General features: G+C 61.6%; 18 protein-coding genes and 1 tRNA gene. 12 read left to right on the top strand and 7 right to left on the bottom strand.

The genetic code is table 11. The features are described from left to right. Positions 1-16: 16 nt before the first annotated feature. Positions 17-93 (top strand) — tRNA-Ile (locus BM017_RS07085). Positions 94-138: 45 nt separating this feature from the next. Here BM017_RS07085 and BM017_RS07080 read toward each other — a convergent pair. Continuing rightward, positions 139-564, bottom strand: a complete 426-nt coding sequence (locus BM017_RS07080; RefSeq protein ID WP_092242282.1) for a VOC family protein — start codon at positions 562-564, stop codon at positions 139-141. A 113-nt stretch (positions 565-677) separates the two neighbouring features. Between BM017_RS07080 and BM017_RS07075 the strand changes: the two genes are divergently transcribed. The 10 genes from BM017_RS07075 to pqqE all read left to right on the top strand — a co-directional run bounded on the left by BM017_RS07075 (position 678) and on the right by pqqE (position 10,442). Next, the gene (locus tag BM017_RS07075; RefSeq protein ID WP_092242279.1) at positions 678-1,547 is read left to right on the top strand and encodes a LysR family transcriptional regulator; all 870 of its coding nucleotides are present in this window, start codon (positions 678-680) and stop codon (positions 1,545-1,547) included. A 37-nt stretch (positions 1,548-1,584) separates the two neighbouring features. Further along, entirely contained in the window at positions 1,585-2,031 is a 447-nt protein-coding gene (locus BM017_RS07070; RefSeq protein ID WP_010206997.1) for an Lrp/AsnC family transcriptional regulator, read from the top strand. Positions 2,032-2,177: 146 nt separating this feature from the next. Beyond that, a complete protein-coding gene (locus tag BM017_RS07065) occupies positions 2,178-3,869 on the top strand; it encodes a flavin monoamine oxidase family protein (RefSeq protein ID WP_092242276.1) in 1,692 nt (563 codons plus the stop codon). Positions 3,870-3,879: 10 nt separating this feature from the next. After that, positions 3,880-4,674: a carbon-nitrogen hydrolase family protein gene (locus BM017_RS07060; RefSeq protein ID WP_092242271.1), complete on the top strand. Its 795-nt coding sequence runs from the start codon at positions 3,880-3,882 to the stop codon at positions 4,672-4,674. Positions 4,675-4,722: 48 nt separating this feature from the next. Next, positions 4,723-7,071 carry a pyrroloquinoline quinone biosynthesis protein PqqF gene (gene pqqF / locus BM017_RS07055; RefSeq protein ID WP_092242269.1) on the top strand — a complete coding sequence of 783 codons (2,349 nt, stop codon included), beginning with the start codon at positions 4,723-4,725 and terminating at the stop codon, positions 7,069-7,071. Positions 7,072-7,230: 159 nt separating this feature from the next. Beyond that, positions 7,231-7,305 carry a pyrroloquinoline quinone precursor peptide PqqA gene (gene pqqA, locus BM017_RS07050; RefSeq protein ID WP_003194766.1) on the top strand — a complete coding sequence of 25 codons (75 nt, stop codon included), beginning with the start codon at positions 7,231-7,233 and terminating at the stop codon, positions 7,303-7,305. Between the two features lie 66 nt (positions 7,306-7,371). Continuing rightward, positions 7,372-8,283, top strand: coding sequence for a pyrroloquinoline quinone biosynthesis protein PqqB (gene pqqB, locus BM017_RS07045; RefSeq protein ID WP_058424746.1), 912 nt, complete (start codon positions 7,372-7,374; stop codon positions 8,281-8,283). Between the two features lie 11 nt (positions 8,284-8,294). Then, positions 8,295-9,047, top strand: coding sequence for a pyrroloquinoline-quinone synthase PqqC (gene pqqC / locus BM017_RS07040; protein ID WP_017138042.1), 753 nt, complete (start codon positions 8,295-8,297; stop codon positions 9,045-9,047). Then, complete coding sequence (pqqD, locus tag BM017_RS07035; protein WP_092242265.1) at positions 9,044-9,319, top strand: pyrroloquinoline quinone biosynthesis peptide chaperone PqqD; 276 nt, start codon at positions 9,044-9,046, stop codon at positions 9,317-9,319. The genes pqqC and pqqD overlap by 4 nt, the downstream gene beginning before the upstream one ends. Next, positions 9,312-10,442 (top strand): pyrroloquinoline quinone biosynthesis protein PqqE, encoded by a 1,131-nt coding sequence (gene pqqE / locus BM017_RS07030; RefSeq protein WP_092242262.1) that lies wholly within the window; start codon positions 9,312-9,314, stop codon positions 10,440-10,442. Before pqqD ends, pqqE begins: the two co-directional genes overlap by 8 nt. Positions 10,443-10,447: 5 nt before the next feature. Here pqqE and BM017_RS07025 read toward each other — a convergent pair whose 3' ends face one another. Continuing rightward, entirely contained in the window at positions 10,448-10,606 is a 159-nt protein-coding gene (locus BM017_RS07025) for a YqaE/Pmp3 family membrane protein (RefSeq protein WP_003228885.1), read from the bottom strand. 172 nt (positions 10,607-10,778) lie between these two features. Next, positions 10,779-12,041: an aspartate aminotransferase family protein gene (locus tag BM017_RS07020; protein ID WP_092242256.1), complete on the bottom strand. Its 1,263-nt coding sequence runs from the start codon at positions 12,039-12,041 to the stop codon at positions 10,779-10,781. A 209-nt stretch (positions 12,042-12,250) separates the two neighbouring features. On the opposite strand from BM017_RS07020, the gene BM017_RS07015 reads away from it, so the two are divergent. Beyond that, positions 12,251-13,150 carry a LysR family transcriptional regulator gene (locus BM017_RS07015; RefSeq protein ID WP_092242253.1) on the top strand — a complete coding sequence of 300 codons (900 nt, stop codon included), beginning with the start codon at positions 12,251-12,253 and terminating at the stop codon, positions 13,148-13,150. 226 nt (positions 13,151-13,376) lie between these two features. Here BM017_RS07015 and BM017_RS07010 read toward each other — a convergent pair whose 3' ends face one another. From BM017_RS07010 to BM017_RS06995, 4 genes are all read right to left on the bottom strand, one after another. After that, complete coding sequence (locus BM017_RS07010) at positions 13,377-15,155, bottom strand: acyl-CoA dehydrogenase C-terminal domain-containing protein (protein WP_092242250.1); 1,779 nt, start codon at positions 15,153-15,155, stop codon at positions 13,377-13,379. A 123-nt stretch (positions 15,156-15,278) separates the two neighbouring features. Next, complete coding sequence (locus tag BM017_RS07005) at positions 15,279-17,048, bottom strand: acyl-CoA dehydrogenase C-terminal domain-containing protein (protein ID WP_092242247.1); 1,770 nt, start codon at positions 17,046-17,048, stop codon at positions 15,279-15,281. A gap of 90 nt (positions 17,049-17,138) precedes the next feature. After that, the gene (locus tag BM017_RS07000) at positions 17,139-18,428 is read right to left on the bottom strand and encodes a GGDEF domain-containing protein (RefSeq protein ID WP_071490260.1); all 1,290 of its coding nucleotides are present in this window, start codon (positions 18,426-18,428) and stop codon (positions 17,139-17,141) included. Positions 18,429-18,636: 208 nt separating this feature from the next. After that, complete coding sequence (locus tag BM017_RS06995; RefSeq protein WP_071490261.1) at positions 18,637-20,442, bottom strand: phenylacyl-CoA dehydrogenase; 1,806 nt, start codon at positions 20,440-20,442, stop codon at positions 18,637-18,639. Between the last annotated feature and the right edge of the window lie 284 nt (positions 20,443-20,726).

Raw genomic sequence — 20,726 nt, 5'->3', positions numbered from 1 at the left:
TCCGCGACCTGTTACAGGGCCTATAGCTCAGTTGGTCAGAGCAGAGGACTCATAATCCTTTGGTCCACGGTTCAAGTCCGTGTGGGCCCACCAAACAAGAAAGCCGCGCATTGCGCGGCTTTCGTGTGTCTGGCCGCCTCACTTCGCAAACAACTGCCCCATATCCTTGAACGCCTTGAACTCCAGCGCGTTCCCACACGGATCAAACAGAAACAACGTCGCCTGCTCCCCCACCTGCCCCTTGAACCGAATATGTGGTTCCAGCACAAACCGAGTTTCCCTGGCCTGCAGCCGCTGCGCCAAGGCGTGCCAATCTTCCCAGCCCAGCACCACGCCAAAATGCGGCACGGGTACGTTGTGGCCGTCGACTGCGTTGGTGTGGGCTGACTCCTGGGAGGCGGTTTTCGGGTGTTCGTGAATGACCAACTGATGACCGAAGAAGTTGAAATCTACCCAGTGTTCGCTGGAACGCCCCTCTTCAAGGCCAAAGACTTCACCGTAGAAATGCCGCGCAGCGGCCAGGTCGTATACCGGAATTGCCAGGTGAAAAGGTGCGAGTGTCATCAGGTCAAACCTCTGTGGGCATTAAGTCCCCCCGAGTTTAGCCTTGCTCCTGACGATGAAAAGACGATAGTTTTTGCGCCGAGCTCAAATTATTTCGATCAATCGAGACGCCCATGCTGCGCGAATTGAAGACCTTTATTGCGGTAACCCGTCACGGCACGTTTGCGGCGGCGGGCATGCATATCGGGCTGACGCAGTCGGCGGTCAGTGCGCAGATTCGTCAATTGGAGCAGGCGCTTGGCGTGCAGTTGTTCGATCGTACCGGGCGCCAGGCCACGTTGAATGCAGCCGGTTTGCGTGCCTTGCCGTTGGCCAGGGAGATACTGGAAACCTTCAACCGCATGGCCGTACCCGTGGATGCCAACGAGTACCGGGGCGAACTGAAAGTGGGTGCCATCACCACCGCGCAGACCGGCCTGCTACCCCAGGCGCTGGTGCGTTTGCGTCAGGCGGCACCGACGGTGGAGTGCAAGTTGATACCGGGCGTGTCCCTGGAGTTGTTGAGCCAGGTGGACGCCGGTGAGCTGGACTCGGCGATCATCATCCGCCCGCCCTTCGACCTGCCCAAGGAACTGCACGTGCAGGTGCTGCGCAAGGAGCCGTTCGCGCTGATCGTGCCTCACACGTTGGCGGGTGATAACCCGTTGCAGTTGCTGGCGACGCAGCCCCATGTGCGCTATGACCGCACTTCATTTGGCGGTCGCCTGGTCAGCCGATTCCTGAAGGAACATAAACTTGACGTGCAGGTAGCATTGGAGCTGGATGAGCTGGAGGCCATCGTCAAGATGGTCGAATGCGGCCTGGGCGTATCGCTGATTCCTCAGGCCGGGTTGTGGCTGGAACGCTCGCCCAACGTGCGAGTCATCCCATTGGGCAGCCGGACCTTTTACCGCGAAATCATCCTGCTGAGCCGCTACAGTCAACGCCAGCTGCCCGTGCCGCAACTGTTTACCCGCTGCCTGCTCGCCAGCGCCAACCTGTAAGATGCCAACCCATTGCCCCCGTACCGGAGCCCTCGCCTTGCCTGCCCTAGATGAAATCGACCGCCAACTGATCGCCGCCCTGCAGATCAACGCCCGCGAAAGCGTGGCCATGCTCGCCCGGCAGTTGGGCATCGCGCGCACCACAGTGACGTCACGCCTGGCACGCCTGGAGAAAACCCAGGTGATCACCGGTTATGGCGTGCGCCTCGGGCAGCGGGTGGTCGATGGTGGTTTGCAGGCTTATGTGGGCATCACCGTACAGGCACGCTCGGGCAAAGAAGTGTTGCGCCGGTTGAGTGCCATGGCCCAGGTGCAGCAGTTGTGCGCGGTGAGTGGCGAGTTTGATTACGTGGCTTGGCTGCGCACGGATTCGCCCGAACAGTTGGACCAATTGCTGGACCAGATCGGCAGTGTGGACGGGGTGGAGAAAACCACTACGTCGATCATCCTGAGTAACAAATTGGATCGCGGTCAGCCAATCTGATCAACAGTTTCGTCATTCTGACTAAAAAAAGTTCAATCCGACGACACTTTACGTCTTATTAACGAACGCCGCGCTCCCTAAACTGGCTGCCATCTTTTCCTATACTCAGCGGGTCGTGCCCCGTCGGGTCATCAGCCAGGTCAGCCATGAACACCTTCAACAAAAACAATCGCCACCCTGCAGACGGTAAAAAGCCCATCACCATCTTTGGCCCGGACTTCCCGTTTGCCTTTGATGACTGGATCGAACACCCGGCAGGCCTGGGCAGCATCCCCGCCGCCCACCACGGCGCCGAAGTGGCGATCGTCGGCGCCGGCATCGCGGGTCTGGTGGCCGCCTACGAACTGATGAAGCTGGGCCTCAAGCCGGTGGTGTACGAAGCCTCGAAAATGGGCGGCCGCCTGCGCTCCCAGGCCTTTGAAGGCGCCGAAGGTATCATCGCCGAGTTGGGCGGCATGCGCTTTCCGGTGTCGTCGACGGCGTTCTACCACTATGTGGACAAGCTCGGCCTGGAAACCAAACCTTTCCCCAACCCGCTGACCCCGGCCTCCGGCAGCACGGTCATCGACCTTGAAGGCCAGACCCACTACGCGCAAAAGCTCTCCGACTTGCCGGTACTGTTCCAGGAAGTCGCGGACGCCTGGGCCGATGCGCTGGAAGCCGGTTCGCAGTTCGGTGATATCCAGCAGGCCATCCGCGACCGCGACGTGCCGCGCCTCAAGGAGCTGTGGAACAAGCTGGTGCCGCTGTGGGACGACCGCACCTTCTACGACTTCGTCGCCACCTCCAAGGCGTTCGCCAAGTTGTCGTTCCTGCACCGTGAAGTCTTCGGCCAGGTGGGTTTCGGCACCGGCGGCTGGGACTCTGACTTCCCCAATTCGATGCTGGAAATCTTCCGCGTGGTGATGACCAACTGCGACGACCACCAACACCTGGTGGTCGGCGGCGTAGCCCAGGTGCCGATGGGCATCTGGCGCCATGTACCGGAGCGCTGCGCCCATTGGCCGGCCGGCACCAGCCTGAGTTCACTGCATCGCGGCGCGCCACGCGCGGGCGTCAAACGTATCGCCCATGCCGCCGATGGCCGTTTTGCCGTCACCGACAACTATGGCGACACCCGCGAGTACGCCGCCGTGCTGACCACCTGCCAGAGCTGGCTGCTGACCACCCAGATCGAATGCGACGAGAGCCTGTTCTCGCAAAAAATGTGGATGGCCCTGGACCGCACACGCTACATGCAATCATCGAAAACCTTTGTGATGGTCGACCGCCCGTTCTGGAAGGACAAAGACCCGGAAACCGGCCGTGACCTGATGAGCATGACCCTCACCGACCGCCTGACCCGTGGCACCTACCTGTTCGATAACGGCGACGACAAGCCGGGGGTGATCTGCCTGTCGTACTCGTGGATGAGCGACGCCCTGAAAATGCTGCCGCAGCCCATCGACAAGCGGGTGAAACTTGCCCTCGACGCGCTGAAAAAGATCTACCCGAAAGTCGATATCAAGGCACGCATTATCGGCGATCCAATCACCGTGTCCTGGGAAGCCGACCCGCACTTCCTCGGGGCCTTCAAGGGCGCGTTGCCGGGTCACTATCGCTATAACCAGCGCATGTATGCACACTTCATGCAGAAGGACATGCCCGCCGAACAACGTGGGATTTTTATCGCCGGTGATGATGTGTCCTGGACGCCGGCCTGGGTGGAGGGCGCGGTGCAAACCTCACTGAACGCGGTGTGGGGCATCATGACCCACTTCGGCGGCAGCACTCACCCCGAGAACCCGGGGCCGGGTGATGTGTTCGATGAAATCGGGCCGATTGCCCTGGCGGATTAAGGAGTTGAACATGCGCGTCGCCCTGTACCAATGCCCGCCGCTGCCGCTGGATGTGGCCGGCAACCTCAAGCGCTTGCACCAACTGGCGCACGAGGCGTCAGGTGCCGATGTGCTGGTGCTGCCGGAGATGTTCCTGAGCGGCTACAACATCGGTGCCGAGGCCGTTGGCGCCTTGGCCGAGACGCAGGACGGGCCGTCGGCGCAGGCCATTGCCGAACTGGCCAAAAGCGCCGGGCTGGCGATTCTGTACGGCTACCCTGAGCGGGCCGCAGATGGACAGATCTACAACGCCGTGCAGTTGATCGACGCCCATGGCCAGCGCCTGTGCAACTACCGCAAGACCCATCTGTTTGGTGATCTGGACCATTCGATGTTCAGCGCCGGTGAGGATGATTTCCCACTGGTAGAACTCAACGGCTGGAAGCTCGGTTTCCTGATCTGCTATGACCTGGAGTTCCCGGAAAACACCCGGCGCCTGGCCCTGGCTGGCGCTGAGCTGATCCTGGTGCCCACTGCCAACATGGTGCCGTTCGATTTTGTCGCCGATGTCACCGTGCGGGCGCGGGCCTTTGAAAACCAGTGTTATGTGGCCTACGCCAATTACTGCGGGCATGAAGGCGAGATCCAGTACTGCGGGCAGAGCAGCATTGCCGCGCCGAATGGCCAGCGTATTGCCCAGGCCGGCCTGGACGAAGCGCTGATCGTCGGGGAGTTGGAGCGCCAATCGCTCCTCGACGCCCGCAGTGCCAATCACTACCTGCAAGATCGCCGCCCCGAGTTGTACGGCGCGCTGCACAAGCCCTGATCCAGCCGGTTTGCTAGCATAGGCACATTCTCTGTTTCGGAAGTGCCCATGCCTGCGCCGGCCCACCCTCATTACCTTCACCTGACCCTGGCCAATGGCTTGCGGGTTTCCTTGCATCACGCCCCACGGTTAAAGCGTTGCGCGGCCGTGCTGAGGGTGGCGGCCGGCAGCCACGACGTGCCACTGGCATGGCCGGGACTGGCGCATTTCCTGGAGCATTTGCTGTTCCTCGGGACCGAGCGTTTTCCCACAAGCGAAGGGTTGATGGCCTACGTGCAACGCCATGGAGGCCAGGTCAATGCCAGCACCCGTGAGCGCACTACGGACTTTTTCTTTGAACTGCCGGCGGCCACGTTTGCCGGGGGCCTGGAGCGCTTGGCCGACATGCTGACCCATCCGCGCCTGGCGCTGGAGGACCAACTGCGTGAGCGCGAGGTGCTGCACGCGGAGTTTATCGCCTGGTCCCAGGATGCAACGGCACAACAGCAAGTGGCACTACTGGAAGGCCTGGCGTCGGATCATCCGCTGCGGGGTTTCCATGCGGGCAACCGCGACAGCCTGCCAGTAGAGCATGAGACATTTCAGCAAGCCTTGCGGGAATTTCATACGCAGTTATATCAGAGTGGGCAGATGACCTTGAGCCTGGCCGGCCCACAATCGCTGGAGGCACTGGAAGGCTTGGCACAGCGGTTCAGTGAGCACCTGATCCCAGGACCTCTGCGTGTGCAATCCGCGCCACCGGCCTTGATGCAGGGGCAAGCCCAGCGCTATCGGCACATCGCCAATGATCACCTGCATCAGGTCATCACGTGCAATGCACCCCGGGAAGCACTGGCATTCCTCTGCACCTGGCTTAACGCTTCGGCACCCGGTGGCTTGCTGGCGGAGCTGAAAGCGCAGCAACTGGCGAGCGCACTGCAGGCGTCGGTGCTGTATCACTTCGCTGGGCAAGCGGTGCTGGCTATCGACTTTACACTCAGTGGTCCCGCTGAATCGGCGACACACGTCGAGGCGTTGCTGTACGACTGGCTGGCCTTTTTCGCACATAGCGACTGGACGGCGTTGCGCGAAGAATTCGCACTGCTGGCCGTTCGCCAACAACAGACCCAAGGCGCTCTGGCCTTGGCCCGAAACGACAACCAAGACCTGTCGGAACTGGATGTCGCCGCCCTCAAGGCCATGCTGGATTCGCTGCACCTGCCGCCCTCCACACTCACTTGGCAGTTGCCGCCGAACAACCCCTTCCTGCGTCCGCCGGTCAAGGAAGAACGCGCCGGCCTGATCCGCGGCCAGACCAGCGCCCACCGAGGCTTGCGCACGTTTGCCCAGGATCGCTCCAGAGGGCGTCGTGATGCATCGGCGTTGACCTTCAGCCAGGCATTGGCGGACGACAGCAACGAAGGGGCATTGTATCTGCAATGGCAATCAGCTCCGCCACACCCGGAAAACGCTTTGCAATCGTTGCGCGACAATGCACGCCAGGCGGGTGTCGACGTGTCGTTCGAAAACCTGGGCAGTCACTGGCTGGTGAAAATGGTCGGGCTACAGGAGCCGATCCCAGCAGTTCTGGAAGTGCTGGCACAACGCCTGGGCGATCCGCAAGAGGCACAAGCCGCCGCGCCGCCCATGATCGCCATCCGCGAATTGCTCAAGACGCTGCCCGCTTGCTGCACCTCGACCACGTCCGAACCAGCCTCGTGGGACTCCGCACGTTGGCACGGTCTGGGGCTGGGTTTCTCTACCCCCCATGAAGCCTTGATCAAAACTGCTGCGGCCCGCCTGCCGGGGCAACCCGCGAGCCTCAATCACGTCGCGCCATCCCTGAGCGGCCAACGTATCTGGCATGAGGTGGAAACCGACTCAAACGAAGCCGCGTTGCTGCTGTTTTGTCCAACGCCAAGCCAATCCTTGGCGGACGAAGCCGCATGGCGACTACTCGGCCATCTGCTCCAGGCGCCGTTCTACCAACGCCTGCGGGTAGAGCTGCAAATCGGCTACGCCGTGTTCAGCGGCATCCGACAGATAAACGGCCAGACCGGCCTGCTGTTCGGTGTGCAATCCCCTGGCCTGTCCCTGTCGGGCATCGCCGATCACCTGAACACCTTCCTCAAGCAACTGCCGGCGCTGATCGACCGCAGCGACGACCTGGGCAACCTGGCGTTGGCCGAGCAGTTCTGCGTACGGACGCTGCCCAACGCCCAAGCCGCCGAACTGCTGTGGCATGCCCATCTGGCGGGCCATCCGTCGGACTACCTGGTTCAACTTCAAGCCCGGATCCAAACCTGTACCCGCGAAGCATTGCAGCATGCCGCGCAACAATTAAACGACGCCGCAGGCGGCTGGCGCTGCATCGCCAACGGCCCGCGCATCTCGACTGCGTGGCAAGCGGCAGGGTGATCATTGCCGCCCCTGCAAAAGGCTTTCTCCCTCAAGACAGCGCTAACTTGAAAAGAATTGAGTAATATTCCCACGCACACATCTGAACATCTCCGACTGGAGGTGGACTATATGTATTACTTGGTAGTAAACGTCCCATCCCTTCGTAGGAGTAAGAATATGACCTGGTCCAAACCTGCTTACACTGATCTGCGCATCGGTTTCGAAGTCACCATGTACTTCGCCAGCCGTTAATCCGCTGGGTACTACAACGCCTCGGTTCGCCCGGGGCGTTTTTGTTTTGAGCTTGATGGAGCTGCCATGTTTGTCCAGATTCTAGGTTCCGCCGCCGGCGGTGGTTTCCCGCAGTGGAACTGCAACTGCGTGAACTGCGCGGGTTTTCGTGATGGCAGCCTGCGGGCCCAGGCGCGTACCCAGTCGTCCATCGCGATCTCCGACGATGGCGTGAATTGGGTGCTGTGCAATGCCTCGCCGGATATCCGCGCGCAACTCCAGGGCTTTGCACCGATGCAACCCGGCCGCGCCCTGCGCGATACCGGCATCAGCGCGATCATCCTGATGGACAGCCAGATCGACCACACCACCGGCCTGCTGAGCCTGCGCGAAGGCTGCCCGCACCAGGTGTGGTGCACCGACATGGTCCATGAAGACCTCAGCACCGGTTTCCCGCTGTTCAGCATGCTCACCCACTGGAATGGCGGCCTGGCCTGGAACCGCATCGAGCTGGACGCCAGCTTCACCATCCCGGCCTGCCCCAATCTGCGCTTCACCCCGCTGCCCCTGCGCAGCGCCGCACCGCCCTATTCGCCACACCGCTTCGACCCGCACCCCGGCGACAACATCGGCCTGATCGTCGAAGACCTGCGCACTGGCGGCAAGCTGTTCTACGCCCCGGGCCTGGGCAAGGTCGACGCGCCATTGCTGGAGATCATGGCCGGCAGCGACTGTCTTCTGGTGGACGGCACCATGTGGGATGACGATGAAATGCAGCGCCGTGGCGTTGGCACCCGCACCGGCCGCGAGATGGGCCACCTGGCGCAAAACGGCCCCGGCGGCATGCTTGAAGTGCTGGAACAGTTGCCCGAGCAGCGCAAGGTGCTTATCCACATCAACAACACCAACCCGATCCTCGATGAAGACTCCCCCGAGCGAGCGGAGCTGGTGCGGCGCAATGTCGAAGTGGCTTACGACGGCATGAGCATTGAATTGTAGGAGCTGACGAGATGACTGACACGCCATTGACCACCGCCGAATTCGAAGCCGCCCTGCGGGCCAAGGGCGCCTTCTACCATATCCATCACCCGTATCACGTGGCGATGTACGAAGGCCGCGCCACCCGCGAGCAGATCCAGGGCTGGGTCGCCAACCGTTTCTATTATCAGGTGAATATCCCGCTCAAAGACGCCGCGATCCTGGCCAACTGCCCGGACCGTGAGATCCGTCGCGAGTGGATCCAGCGCCTGCTCGACCACGATGGCGCCCCCGGTGAGGACGGCGGCATCGAAGCCTGGCTGCGCCTGGGCCAGGCGGTGGGCCTCGACCCCGACCAACTACGCTCGCAGGAGTTGGTACTGCCTGGCGTACGATTCGCGGTAGACGCCTACGTCAACTTCGCCCGTCGCGCCAGTTGGCAGGAAGCCGCGAGCAGCTCGCTGACCGAGCTGTTCGCGCCGCAGATCCACCAGTCGCGCCTCGATAGCTGGCCGCAGCATTACCCCTGGATCGACCCGGCCGGCTATGAATATTTCCGCACCCGCCTGGGCCAGGCCCGCCGCGATGTGGAACACGGGTTGGCAATTACCCTGCAGCACTACACCACTCGTGAAGGCCAGGAGCGCATGCTGGAGATTCTCCAGTTCAAACTCGACATCCTGTGGAGCATGCTCGATGCCATGAGCATGGCCTATGAACTCAAGCGCCCGCCATATCACAGCGTGACCGAGCAGCGGGTGTGGCATAAAGGGATCACCCTATGAGCTTTGACCGCAGCAAGAAACCGACCTGGCGCCCAGGCTACCGTTACCAGTACGAGCCGGCGCAAAAAGGCCACGTGTTGCTCTACCCCGAAGGCATGATCAAGCTCAACGACAGCGCCGCATTGATTGGTGGCTTGATCGACGGCGAGCGCGACGTGGCGGCCATCATCGCCGAGCTGGAGAAACAATTTCCTGGTGTGCCTGAGCTCGGTGAAGACATCGAGCAGTTCATGGAGGTCGCCCGTGCTGAGCACTGGATCACCCTTGCCTGAAAAGCCGGCCATCGGCCTGCCGCTGTGGTTGCTGGCCGAGCTGACCTACCGCTGCCCGTTGCAGTGCCCGTACTGCTCCAACCCATTGGACTTTGCCGAGCAGGGCAAGGAGCTGACGACCGAGCAGTGGTTCAAGGTGTTTCGCGAAGCCCGCGAGATGGGGGCCGCGCAGCTGGGGTTTTCCGGCGGTGAACCGCTGGTGCGCCAGGACCTGGCCGAGCTGATCGCTGAAGCGCGCAAACTGGGGTTCTACACCAACCTGATCACCTCGGGCATCGGCCTCACCGAGCAGAAGATCAGCGACTTCAAGAAAGCCGGCCTGGACCATATCCAGATCAGCTTCCAGGCCAGCGACGAACAGGTGAACAACCTGCTGGCCGGCTCGAAAAAAGCCTTCGCACAGAAGCTGGAAATGGCCAGGGCCGTGAAGGCCCACGGCTACCCGATGGTGCTGAACTTCGTGACCCATCGGCACAATATCGACAAGATCGACCGCATCATCGAACTGTGCATTGCGCTGGAGGCCGACTTCGTGGAGCTCGCCACCTGCCAGTTCTACGGCTGGGCACAGCTCAATCGGGTGGGGTTGTTGCCGACCCGGGAGCAGCTGGTGCGCGCCGAACGCATCACCAACGAATATCGCGCCCGGCTGGAAGCGGAAGGTCACCCGTGCAAGCTGATCTTCGTCACACCGGACTACTACGAAGAGCGCCCGAAGGCCTGCATGAACGGCTGGGGCAGTATCTTCCTGACCGTGACACCCGACGGTACCGCCCTGCCGTGTCACGGTGCCCGACAAATGCCGGTGCAATTTCCCAATGTGCGCGACCACAGCATGCAGCACATCTGGTACGACTCGTTCGGCTTCAACCGCTTTCGTGGCTACGACTGGATGCCCGAGCCGTGCCGTTCGTGCGATGAAAAAGAAAAGGACTTCGGCGGCTGCCGTTGCCAGGCCTTCATGCTGACCGGGGACGCGAGCAATGCCGACCCGGTCTGCAGCAAGTCCGAGCAGCACGGCATCATCCTGCAAGCGCGGGAAGAGGCCGAGCACGCCACCCAGACCATCGAGCAACTGGCCTTTCGCAATGAGCGCAACTCACGGCTCATCGCCAAAGGCTGACGGCCTCAGCGCTTGGCGATGATGTACACCGCGTGCACGATGCCCGGGATGTAGCCGCACAGGGTCAGCAGGATATTCAGCCAGAACGCGCCGCCGAAACCCACTTGCAGGAACACACCCAGTGGCGGCAACAGAATGGCGATGATGATACGAATGAAATCCATGGGATCAGCTCCAGAAAATCGGCTCGTGTGAGCCGTGTAGCTAATCGACCTTGGGCGTTCGTGAGGGTTCAGTGGGATCTGGCGTTGGGCCATCCAGGCAAAAAAACGCCCCCAGCCAAAAGAATCAGGCCGGAGGCGTCGCGTAGACCGCGAGACGGTTCAGGAATAGGGGTTAAACAGCGATGCCCTTGCGGCATTGCAGTTGTGCGGTGCGCACGCGGGAGAAGGCACGGGCCAGGCGCAGGAGCATTTCGTCGATGTTGCTTTTGCTCACCGTGAGGGCCGGGGTGAAGCGCAGGCAGCCGGGCTGTGGGGCGTTGAGGATCAGGCCTTCGTGCAGGGCCGCTTTTACCACCGCATCCGCAGAATCATCCGACAGCGCCAGGCCCCACATCAGGCCGTGGCCGCGCAGCGGGCCGTGGTCGTAGCGATAGGCCAGGCGGGCAAGGCCTTCGCCGAGGTAAAGGCCGGACTCACGCACCTGTTCCAGAAAGCCGTGCTCCAGCACCGTGTCGAATACCGCCAGCCCGGCCGATGCCATCAGCGCATTGCCGTGATGGGTGCCTTCCAGCTCGCCCACTTCAAAACAGCAGGCTTTGCCACGCGCCAGCAGCGCCGCAAGGGGCACACCGCCGCCCAGGCCTTTGCCGAGGGTGATGATGTCCGCACGTACGCCGTATTGCTGTTCGGCGAGCAAGGTGCCGCAGCGGCCTATGCCGGTTTGCACCTCGTCGAGTATCAGCAGGATCCCCAGTTCACGGCACAGCCGCTCGACCCCTTTGAGATAGTGCTCCGTCGCGGGGATCACTCCGGCCGCGCCCTGGATCGGCTCCAGCAGGATGGCGACGGTTTGCGCGTCGACCGCGGCATGCAGGGCCGGCAGGTCGTTGAAGGGCACATGGCTGAAGCCCGGCAGTTGCGGTTCGAAGCGATTGGTACTCTCGCCCGCCGACGCCGACATCGCCGCAAAACTGCGACCATGGCAACCACCGCTCGCGCTGATGATGCGGTAAGCGCCACCACGATGCAGTTGGCCCCATTTGCGCGCCAACTTGATCGCGGCTTCAACGGCTTCCGCGCCGCTGTTGAGCAGGTAGGCCTGGTCACTGCCGGTGCGATGGCACAGGCGCTCGGCAAGGTTGAGTTGAGCGCGGTTATGCAAGCCGTTGCCTGGGTTGATCAGCGCCTGAGTCTGGTCGGCCAGCGCCTTGATCAACACCTGTGGGCTGTGGCCGAGGCTGTTGGCTGCGTTGCCCTGGCTGAAATCCAGGTAGGCCCGGTCGTCACTGTCCCAGAGCCAGGAACCCTGGCCGCGCACGAACACTTGCGGCGGCCGTGCGACGGAGGGCATCAGGGATTCGTTGGGAGGATTATCGCTGGGCGTCTCCAGAACTAAATCGTCCAGGCTCGGCGCGGGGCGACGGAATAGATTCATGGCTCGCCCCCAATAGCAACTGGGCCTTGGTCGGTGCGAGGTGCCAACATTGCCTTGAGGTTTTTTGCCTTGCCTATGTAAACGCCATCAATATAAACGCTGTTCATTGCCCGATCTGGCCCTGTAAGCCCTGCGAATAGGCGCTAGACTAGGCGTCTCGGGGGCCAGCGGCCATTTCGATTTTCCAGCTTTTTCGATAAGTAAGCCTTATGGATTTCAAGCAACTGCGTTATTTCGTCGCGGTGTATGAGGAGGGCCATGTAGGCCGTGCTGCGGAGCGTCTGTCGATCTCCCAACCGGCGCTGTCCCAGCAGATTCGCCAGTTGGAGCAGAACCTGGATGTGAGTCTGTTCGAACGCAGCAGCAAGCGCCTGCTACCGGCACTGGCGGCGCATACGCTGTACAACCACGCCTTGCCGCTGATCGATGGCATGCAACAGGCAGTTGAGGCCCTGCGCAACTTCAAGGGCCAGGCGATGCGCACGCTGGCCATCGGCGTGTTGCAAACCGTGCACACCAGCCTGGTCCCGCAGATGCTCGAGCGCGTGCGCAAGGCCCAGCCGCATTTGGTGGTGCAGATCTACGAATTGACCGGGCTCGAAATTGAGCGGCGGCTACTCAACGGCTCGCTGGATATCGGCATCAGTTACCTGCCGCCACGCCAGCCGGGGTTGCACGGCGTGTTGTTGTACGAAGATGAGTTGAAGGTGGTCATCCCCGAAGACCATCCCTTGCGGGAATTCAAGAAAGTCTCACTGAAGCAGGCCGCGGAGTTGCCGATGTTGCTGTTGGGGGAAGAGTTTCAGGTGCGGCAGATCTGGCAGGGCCAACTGTCCAACCTCGGGCGACGCCCGCAGGTCCAGGCGGAACTCAACACCATGGTGGGGATCCTCGACAGCCTGCCTCACACAAAACTGGCGACGGTGCTGCCGGGGCGCTCCCAGGATGAACACAACAGCCAGGCGCTGCTTTGGAAGCCCTTGAGTGAGCCCAGGGTGCCGCTGAAAGTCGGTCTGGTGTGCCGCGATGTGCAGCGCCAGCAGGCGACGGTGGCGTTGCTGCGCACCTTGCTGGAAGACGTGATGAATGCCCCGCAGGCGCCTGCCTGACTTTTTCGCGGGCAAAAGAAAACCCCGCCGAAGCGGGGCTTTGCAGACTGTTTCCCTGACATCCATTTCACTCCGCCGTCCTGGCAGAATCCTACGTGTCCGTGTTGTTGCTTTGCGCTTCCTGCGCGACGTCCATGTGAAGTAGATTATCCGTGGATCCAATATGGCGATAGAGGACGAATAGCAGCACGTCATGTAAGAGAATGCTTACACGTCCTCCAAGCCCTTAGAACAAGGCTTCATCCAGCAAAAACAGTGATTCGCTACCGGCTTTTACCGACGCACTCAGCGAGTGGATGCGTGGCAACAGGCGCGCAAAGTAGAAACGCGCAGTCCCCAGTTTGCTGGCGTAGAAGTCTTCTTGCGACTCCTTGCCCAACGCGGCCTTGGCCATGCGAGCCCACATATAGGCATACGCCATGTAGCCAAAGGCATGCAGGTACTCCACCGACGCCGCGCCGATTTCATTGGGGTTGGCCTTGGCGCGGTCCAGCACCCAGGCGGTCAGCTCATCCAGGTTATCCACCGCCGCGCCCAACGGCTTGGTGAATTCGGCCAGCTCGGCACCCGCCGAGGCAATGAACGCGCGGATCTCATCGGCAAACAGGGTGTAGAACGCCCCGCCACTGCCGACGATCTTGCGCCCCATCAGGTCCAGGGCCTGGATGCCGTTGGTGCCTTCGTAAATCTGGGTGATGCGCACATCGCGCACCAGTTGCTCCTGGCCCCACTCACGAATGTAACCGTGGCCGCCAAATACCTGTTGGCCCAGCACAGTGGTTTCCAGGCCCAGGTCGCTCAGGAACGCCTTGGCCACCGGCGTCAGCAGTGCCACCAGGTTATCCGCACGCTCGCGGGCAGCGGCGTCGTCGCTGAACTTGGCGATGTCCAGTTGCGTCGCCACGTAGGTGGAGAACGCACGGCCACCTTCGTTGGCGGCCTTCATGGTGAGCAGCATGCGCCGTACGTCCGGGTGCACGATGATCGGGTCGGCCATTTTGTCTTTGGCCTGCGCGCCGGTCGGTGCACGGCTTTGCAGGCGGTCGCGGGCGTACTCGATAGCGTTCTGATAGGAACGCTCGCCGGACGCCAGGCCCTGGATACCGACACCCAGGCGCTCGTAGTTCATCATGGTGAACATCGCCGCCAGACCACGGTTCGGCTCGCCCACCAGGTAACCCACGGCCTCGTCGAAATTCATCACGCAGGTCGCCGACGCCTGGATCCCCATCTTGTGCTCGATGGAACCACAGCTCACGGCATTGCGTGCGCCCAGGCTGCCGTCGGTGTTCACCATGAACTTCGGCACCAGGAACAGCGAAATCCCCTTGGGCCCCGCCGGCGCGTCCGGCAGCTTGGCCAGTACCAGGTGGATGATGTTATCGGTGAGGTCGTGTTCACCGCCGGTGATGAAGATCTTGGTGCCGCTGACTGTGTAGGAGCCGTCCGCCTGCGGCTCAGCCTTGGTGCGGATCATCCCCAGGTCGGTCCCGGCGTGGGCCTCGGTCAGGCACATGGAACCGGCCCACTCACCGGAATACATCTTCGGCAGATAAGCAGCCTTGAGCGCTTCGCTGGCGTGGGTGTTGATCGACACGCAGGCGCCGGAGGTCAGCATCGGGTACAGGCCGAACGCCAGGCTCGACGAGTTGATCATCTCTTCGACCTGGGCCGACACGGCCTTGGGCATGCCCATGCCGCCGAACGCAGGGTCGCCGCCTACACCCACCCAACCGCCTTCAGCGTAGGTTTTGTAGGCTTGCGGAAAACCGTCCGGCGTAAATACCGCTGTGTTATCCCAACGGCAACCTTGTTCATCGCCACCACGGCTGAGCGGGGCGATGGATTTGGCGGTGACCTTGCCGGCTTCTTCGAGGATTGCCTCTACGGTTTCGGCGTCAACGGTGTCTGCCAATGCCGGCAACTGGGCCCAAGTGGTGGCGACCTCAAAGACTTCGTTGAGGACGAAGCGCATATCACGCAGCGGCGCTTTGTAATCAGCCATGGCAAACCTCGTGAGAACGTGAAAAGTAATTCGGGAAGAGTCGGTTTTACAGGCTCAGAGTGTACCCGAACAACTTTTCAGACACATAGGGTCCACTTGTGACTGATTGGTATTTTTAAGTCATCACCACGCAAACGCCTCCGCAGGCAGACTCATCAGGCATTCGCTGCCCGCTTCCACGGCCGCGCGATGGGTAGCCGTACGCGGCAGTAGACGCTTGAAGTAGAACTCGCACGTGGCCAACTTGGCCTTGGCAAAATCGCCATCTGGCTGTTCAAGGGCAGCGATCGCCATGCGCAGCCACAGGTACGCGAGCACCACGTAACCGCTGTACATCAAGTAATCCACCGCCGCCGCGCCCACTTCATCGGGGTTCTTCATCGCGGCCATGCCGACCTTCGTGGTCAGCTCACCCCACTCCCCGTTCAACTGATTGAGTTGCGCCACATAGCCCTTGAGCTGAGAGTGCTCGGCATTCGCGGCACAGAACTTATGCACGATTTTGGTAAACCCACGCAGCAACTTGCCCTGGCTGCCCAGCACCTTGCGCCCCAGCAGGTCGAGGGCCTGGATGCCGTTGGTGCCTTCATAGATCGGCGCAATCCGCGCATCGCGGGCCAGTTGTTCCATGCCCCATTCGCGGATGTAACCGTGGCCACCGAAGATCTGCATGCCGTGGTTGGTCACCTCAAGGCCAGTATCGGTCATAAAGGCTTTGCAGATGGGCGTGAGGAACGCCAGCAGGTCTTCGGCCTCCTGACGCTGCGCCGCGTCCTTGCTCAGGTGCGCGGTGTCGAGCAATTGTGCGGTGAAGTAGGTCAGCGCACGGTTGCCTTCGTTGAAGGCCTTCATGGTCAGCAGCATGCGGCGCACATCAGGGTGCACGATGATCGGGTCGGCGGCTTTGTCCGGGGCCTTGGCGCCAGTCAGCGAGCGCATTTGCAGACGGTCGTTGGCGTACGTGATCGCGCCCTGGAAGCTCGCCTCGCCATTGCACAGGCCCTGCATGCCGGTGCCCAGGCGCGCATGGTTCATCATGGTGAACATACAGTTGAGGCCCTTGTTCAGCTCACCGATCAGGAAACCCTTGGCCCCATCGAAGTTCAACACACAGGTTGCGGACGCCTTGATGCCCATCTTGTGTTCGATGGAACCGCAGTGCACCGCATTGCGCTCGCCTGTGTCGGCATGGAACTTGGGCACGATGAACAGTGAGATGCCCTTGGTGCCCGCCGGCGCATCCGGCAGCTTGGCCAGCACCAGGTGAATGATATTGGCGCTCATGTCGTGCTCGCCGGCCGAGATGAAGATCTTGCTGCCGGTGACCGCATAGCTGCCGTCCGCCTGGGGCACGGCACGGGTCTTGATCAGGCCCAGGTCGGTGCCGCAGTGGGCTTCGGTGAGGCACATGGTGCCGGTCCATTCGCCCGCAGTGAGTTTGGTCAGGAACGTGTCTTTCTGCTCGGCGGTGCCGTGGGCGTGGATCGCCGACATCGCGCCGTGGGTCAGCCCTGGGTACATGCCCCAGGAGGTGTTGCTGGAGCCGATCATCTCGCTCAGCACCAGGCCGAGCGACTGCGGCAAGCCCTGGCCACCGTAGGCCGGGTCCGCTGCCACGCCGTGCCAGCCGCCCTCAACGTACTGGGCGAAGGCTTCCTTGAAGCCCTTGGGCGTGGTGACCACGCCATTGTCGAAATGGCAGCCTTCTTCGTCGCCACTGCGGTTGAGCGGCGCGAGCACGTTCTCGCAGAATTTTGCGCCTTCCTCGAGGATCGCAGCGACCATGTCCGGGCTGGCATCGGTGGCGCCCAATGCGGCGTAGTGGCCGTGGAAATCAAATACGTTGTCGATCAGAAAGCGCATGTCGCGAAGGGGAGCTTTGTACTCAGGCATGGCAATGTCTCCGTCAGCAGATGGTTTCAACCTACTGCCGGCCAACGCCCGGAACAATCACTGTAGAACCGCTGAATACACCGCCATCACTCAACCGGCAGCGCTCTCCATGCGCACCGCGCCACGCCGGGTCTGCCCGGACGCTACCACGCAGTTGCGCCCCGCGCCCTTGGCGGCGTACAGCGCCTGGTCGGCGGACTTGAGCACTTCCTCGGGCGTGCGCTGCTCGGCCTGGCGTTCGGCCACGCCGATGCTGATGGTCACTGAGACACTGGAGGCGCCGCTGCCTGAACGGCGCTGGCGACCCTGCTGATCGTCCTGGGGGCGGTCCGAATGACGCAGCTTGATGTCGTAGTCGGCGATGATCTCGCGGATCTCCTCCAGGTGCGGCATGCATTCATCCAGGGTCTTGCCGGCGAACACCACGGCGAATTCTTCACCGCCGTAGCGGTACGCGCGCCCGCCGCCGTTGACCTTGGACAGCTTGCTCGCCACCAGCCGCAATACCTGGTCGCCCACGTCATGACCATGGGTATCGTTGAAGCGCTTGAAGTGGTCGACGTCGCTCATCGCCAGCACATAGTTGCGCCCCAGCCGCTGCATGCGCTCGTTCAGCGCACGACGCCCCGGCAGGCCGGTCAGCTCATCGCGGAAGGCCATTTGATAAGCCTCGTGGGCCACACCGGCGGCGATCATCAGCATCACCTGGCTGCACATGATATTCAGGGTGAAGGGCAGGATGAACGTCTGCGGCAACATCCAGAACAGGCCGAGCAACCCCACCAGTTGCGCCGCATGCAGCGGGCGCGGCTGGTACCAGTATTGCGCTGCCAGGGTCAGGAAGCCGATCAGGAACATCGGGTACGACAACTGGATCAGGCTCATCCAAGTGCCATGCAGCGCCGGCCAGCGGATCTCCGCCAGCCAGTTCAGCACCGCCTGGGGATAACTCTGCTCCAGCGCCAGCGCTACGCTGCCGACCGCCAGCAACACCGCGCCACGGGCAACGAAGTCACGAAACAGGTGGGTCTTCTCCTGCCACAGAGCGTAGATGCTGAACAACAACGGCAGCAGCAGGCAGCACAGGTGAAACACCACCGCGGCGTCTTCGCGCACGCGGCCATTGTCGCGGTAGAAGTCGGTCTGGGTATCGAGCAGGAAGTAGACGATGTACACCGTGATCATCAGGAACAGTTCACGCTGGCGGCGGTACACCGCGCAGTACGAACCACCGAGCAACAGCACCAGGGTCGGCAATACATTGAACAGCGAGGTGAAGAAGACGTTGAGGTCCTTGACGTACGCAGCCGAGAGCCCGGCCAGCAAGAGCAGCAACGAAGGGAGAAAGTGACTGAAACGTACAGCGGACACGCGTGACAAGGGTAAAACTCCGACCCGCAAAAAATGATGGCACTGTGCCTTTATGCAGACAGTTAAACACAACCCGTCGAACATGTATCACATTGCCATCACTGTAACGGCAGCCGACAGTAATCCCTGAGTGCTGCGCTGTGGTTTTTTATCGGGTACAAAAAAGCCGCCGCTCCCGCAAGGGAGCGGCGGCTCTGCAAGTGAACCCCGGTAAGGCTTAGTAAGCCAGGCCGAAGTCTTCTTCTTTCATGTCCATCAGGTTGTTGGCGCCCGACAGCATGGTGGCCACGTGCGTACGGGTACGCGGCAGGATGCGCTGGAAGTAGAAGCGCGCGGTCTGCAGCTTGGCGGTGTAGAACGCTTCTTCGGTGGTGCCGGCAGCCAGTTTCTCGGCCGCCAGGCGCGCCATGTCGGCCCAGAAGTAAGCCAGGCAGGCGTAACCGGAGTACATCAGGTAGTCCACCGAGGCGGCACCCACTTCTTCACGGTCTTTCATCGCGGCCATGCCGACCTTCATGGTCAACTCGCCCCACTCTTTGTTCAGCGCAGCCAGCGGTGCAACGAATTCTTTGACCGCTTCGTTGCCTTCGTTGGCCTGGCAGAACTTGTGCACGATCTTGGTGAAGCCCTTGAGCGCTTCGCCTTGGGTCATCAGCACTTTACGGCCCAGCAGGTCGAGGGCCTGGATGCCGGTGGTGCCTTCGTACAGCATCGAAATGCGGCTGTCGCGAACGTTCTGCTCCATGCCCCACTCGGCGATGAAACCGTGGCCGCCGTAGATCTGCACACCGTGGTTGGCCGATTCAAAGCCGACTTCGGTCATGAAGGCCTTGGCGATCGGGGTCATGAAGGCCAGCAGGCCGTCCGCCTGTTTCTTGGCTTCGTCGTCGGTGCCGTATTTGACGATGTCCACTTGCTTGGCAGTGAAGTACACCATCGCACGGTTGCCTTCGGCGAAGGCCTTCATGGTCAGCAGCATGCGGCGCACGTCAGGGTGCACGATGATCGGGTCGGCAGCTTTGTCCGGTGCTTTCGGGCCGGTCAGGGAGCGCATTTGCAGACGGTCGCGGGCATATTTCAGGCCGCCCTGGAAACCGATCTCGGCATGGGACAGGCCTTGCAGCGCGGTACCCAGGCGAGCGGTGTTCATGAAGGTGAACATGCAGTTCAGGCCTTTGTTCGCCGGGCCGATCAGGAAACCGGTGGCCGCGTCGAAGTTCATCACGCAGGTGGCGTTGCCGTGGATGCCCATCTTGTGTTCCAGGGAACCACAGCTCACGGCGTTGCGCGCGCCAATCGAGCCATCGGCGTTGGGCAGGAACTTCGGCACGATAAACAGCGAGATGCCTTTGGTGCCGGCCGGTGCGTCCGGCAGGCGGGCCAGTACGATATGGACGATGTTGTCGGCCATGTCGTGTTCACCGGCCGAGATGAAGATCTTGGTGCCGGAGACCTTATAGGAACCATCAGCCTGAGGTTCGGCCTTGGTGCGCAGCATGCCCAGGTCGGTGCCGCAGTGTGGCTCGGTCAGGCACATGGTGCCGGTCCATTCGCCCGACACCAGTTTGGTCAGGTAGGCCTCTTGCTGCTCGGGGGTGCCGTGCTCGGAGATGGTGTTCATCGCACCGTGGGACAGGCCCGGGTACATGCCCCACGACCAGTTGGCGGTGCCGACCATTTCGCTCACGGCCAGGCCCAGGGATTCCGGCAGGCCTTGGCCGCCGTGCGCCACGTCGTGGGCCAGGCTTGGCCAGCCGCCTTCGACGAATTGTTTGTAGGCTTCTTTGAAACCGGTAGGGGTTTTGACGCCCGACTCACTCCAGGTGCAGCCTTCGATGTCGCCCACGCGGTTCAGCGGTGCCAGCACTTGCTCACAGAACTTGGCGCCTTCTTCAAGGATGGCGTCAACCATGTCCGGGGTAGCGTCCTGGCAAGCCGGCAGGCTCTGATAGTGCGCTTCATAGCCAAGCAGTTCGTCACGAACGAAGCGAATATCACGCAAGGGGGCCTTGTAGTCAGGCATAGCGATAAACCTCTGCTGATGTATCTGGAATGAACAACCGCGTGGAAGTGTTGGGGCGGTCAAACAGGTGTTTGAAACATACGTTTACCACTTGGGGATGTCAAGCGTCGTCCGGATGCCGTTTGTCATGACGCGAATCAATGGCGCGCACGGCAACGCTTGCGGCAAGACGCCACATGACTGCGGGAGTGTAGAAGTTCAGAAGGACGGCACAGTAAAAATGTGGGAGGGGGCTTGCCCCCGATAGCGCCATGTCAGCCATACACACATTGGCTGATCCATCA

This window comes from Pseudomonas sp. NFPP04 (genome assembly GCF_900113815.1).
GTDB lineage: Bacteria > Pseudomonadota > Gammaproteobacteria > Pseudomonadales > Pseudomonadaceae > Aquipseudomonas > Aquipseudomonas extremorientalis.
The sequence above is the reverse complement of the archived record's forward strand: the minus strand, read 5'-3'. Positions and strand labels throughout refer to the sequence as shown.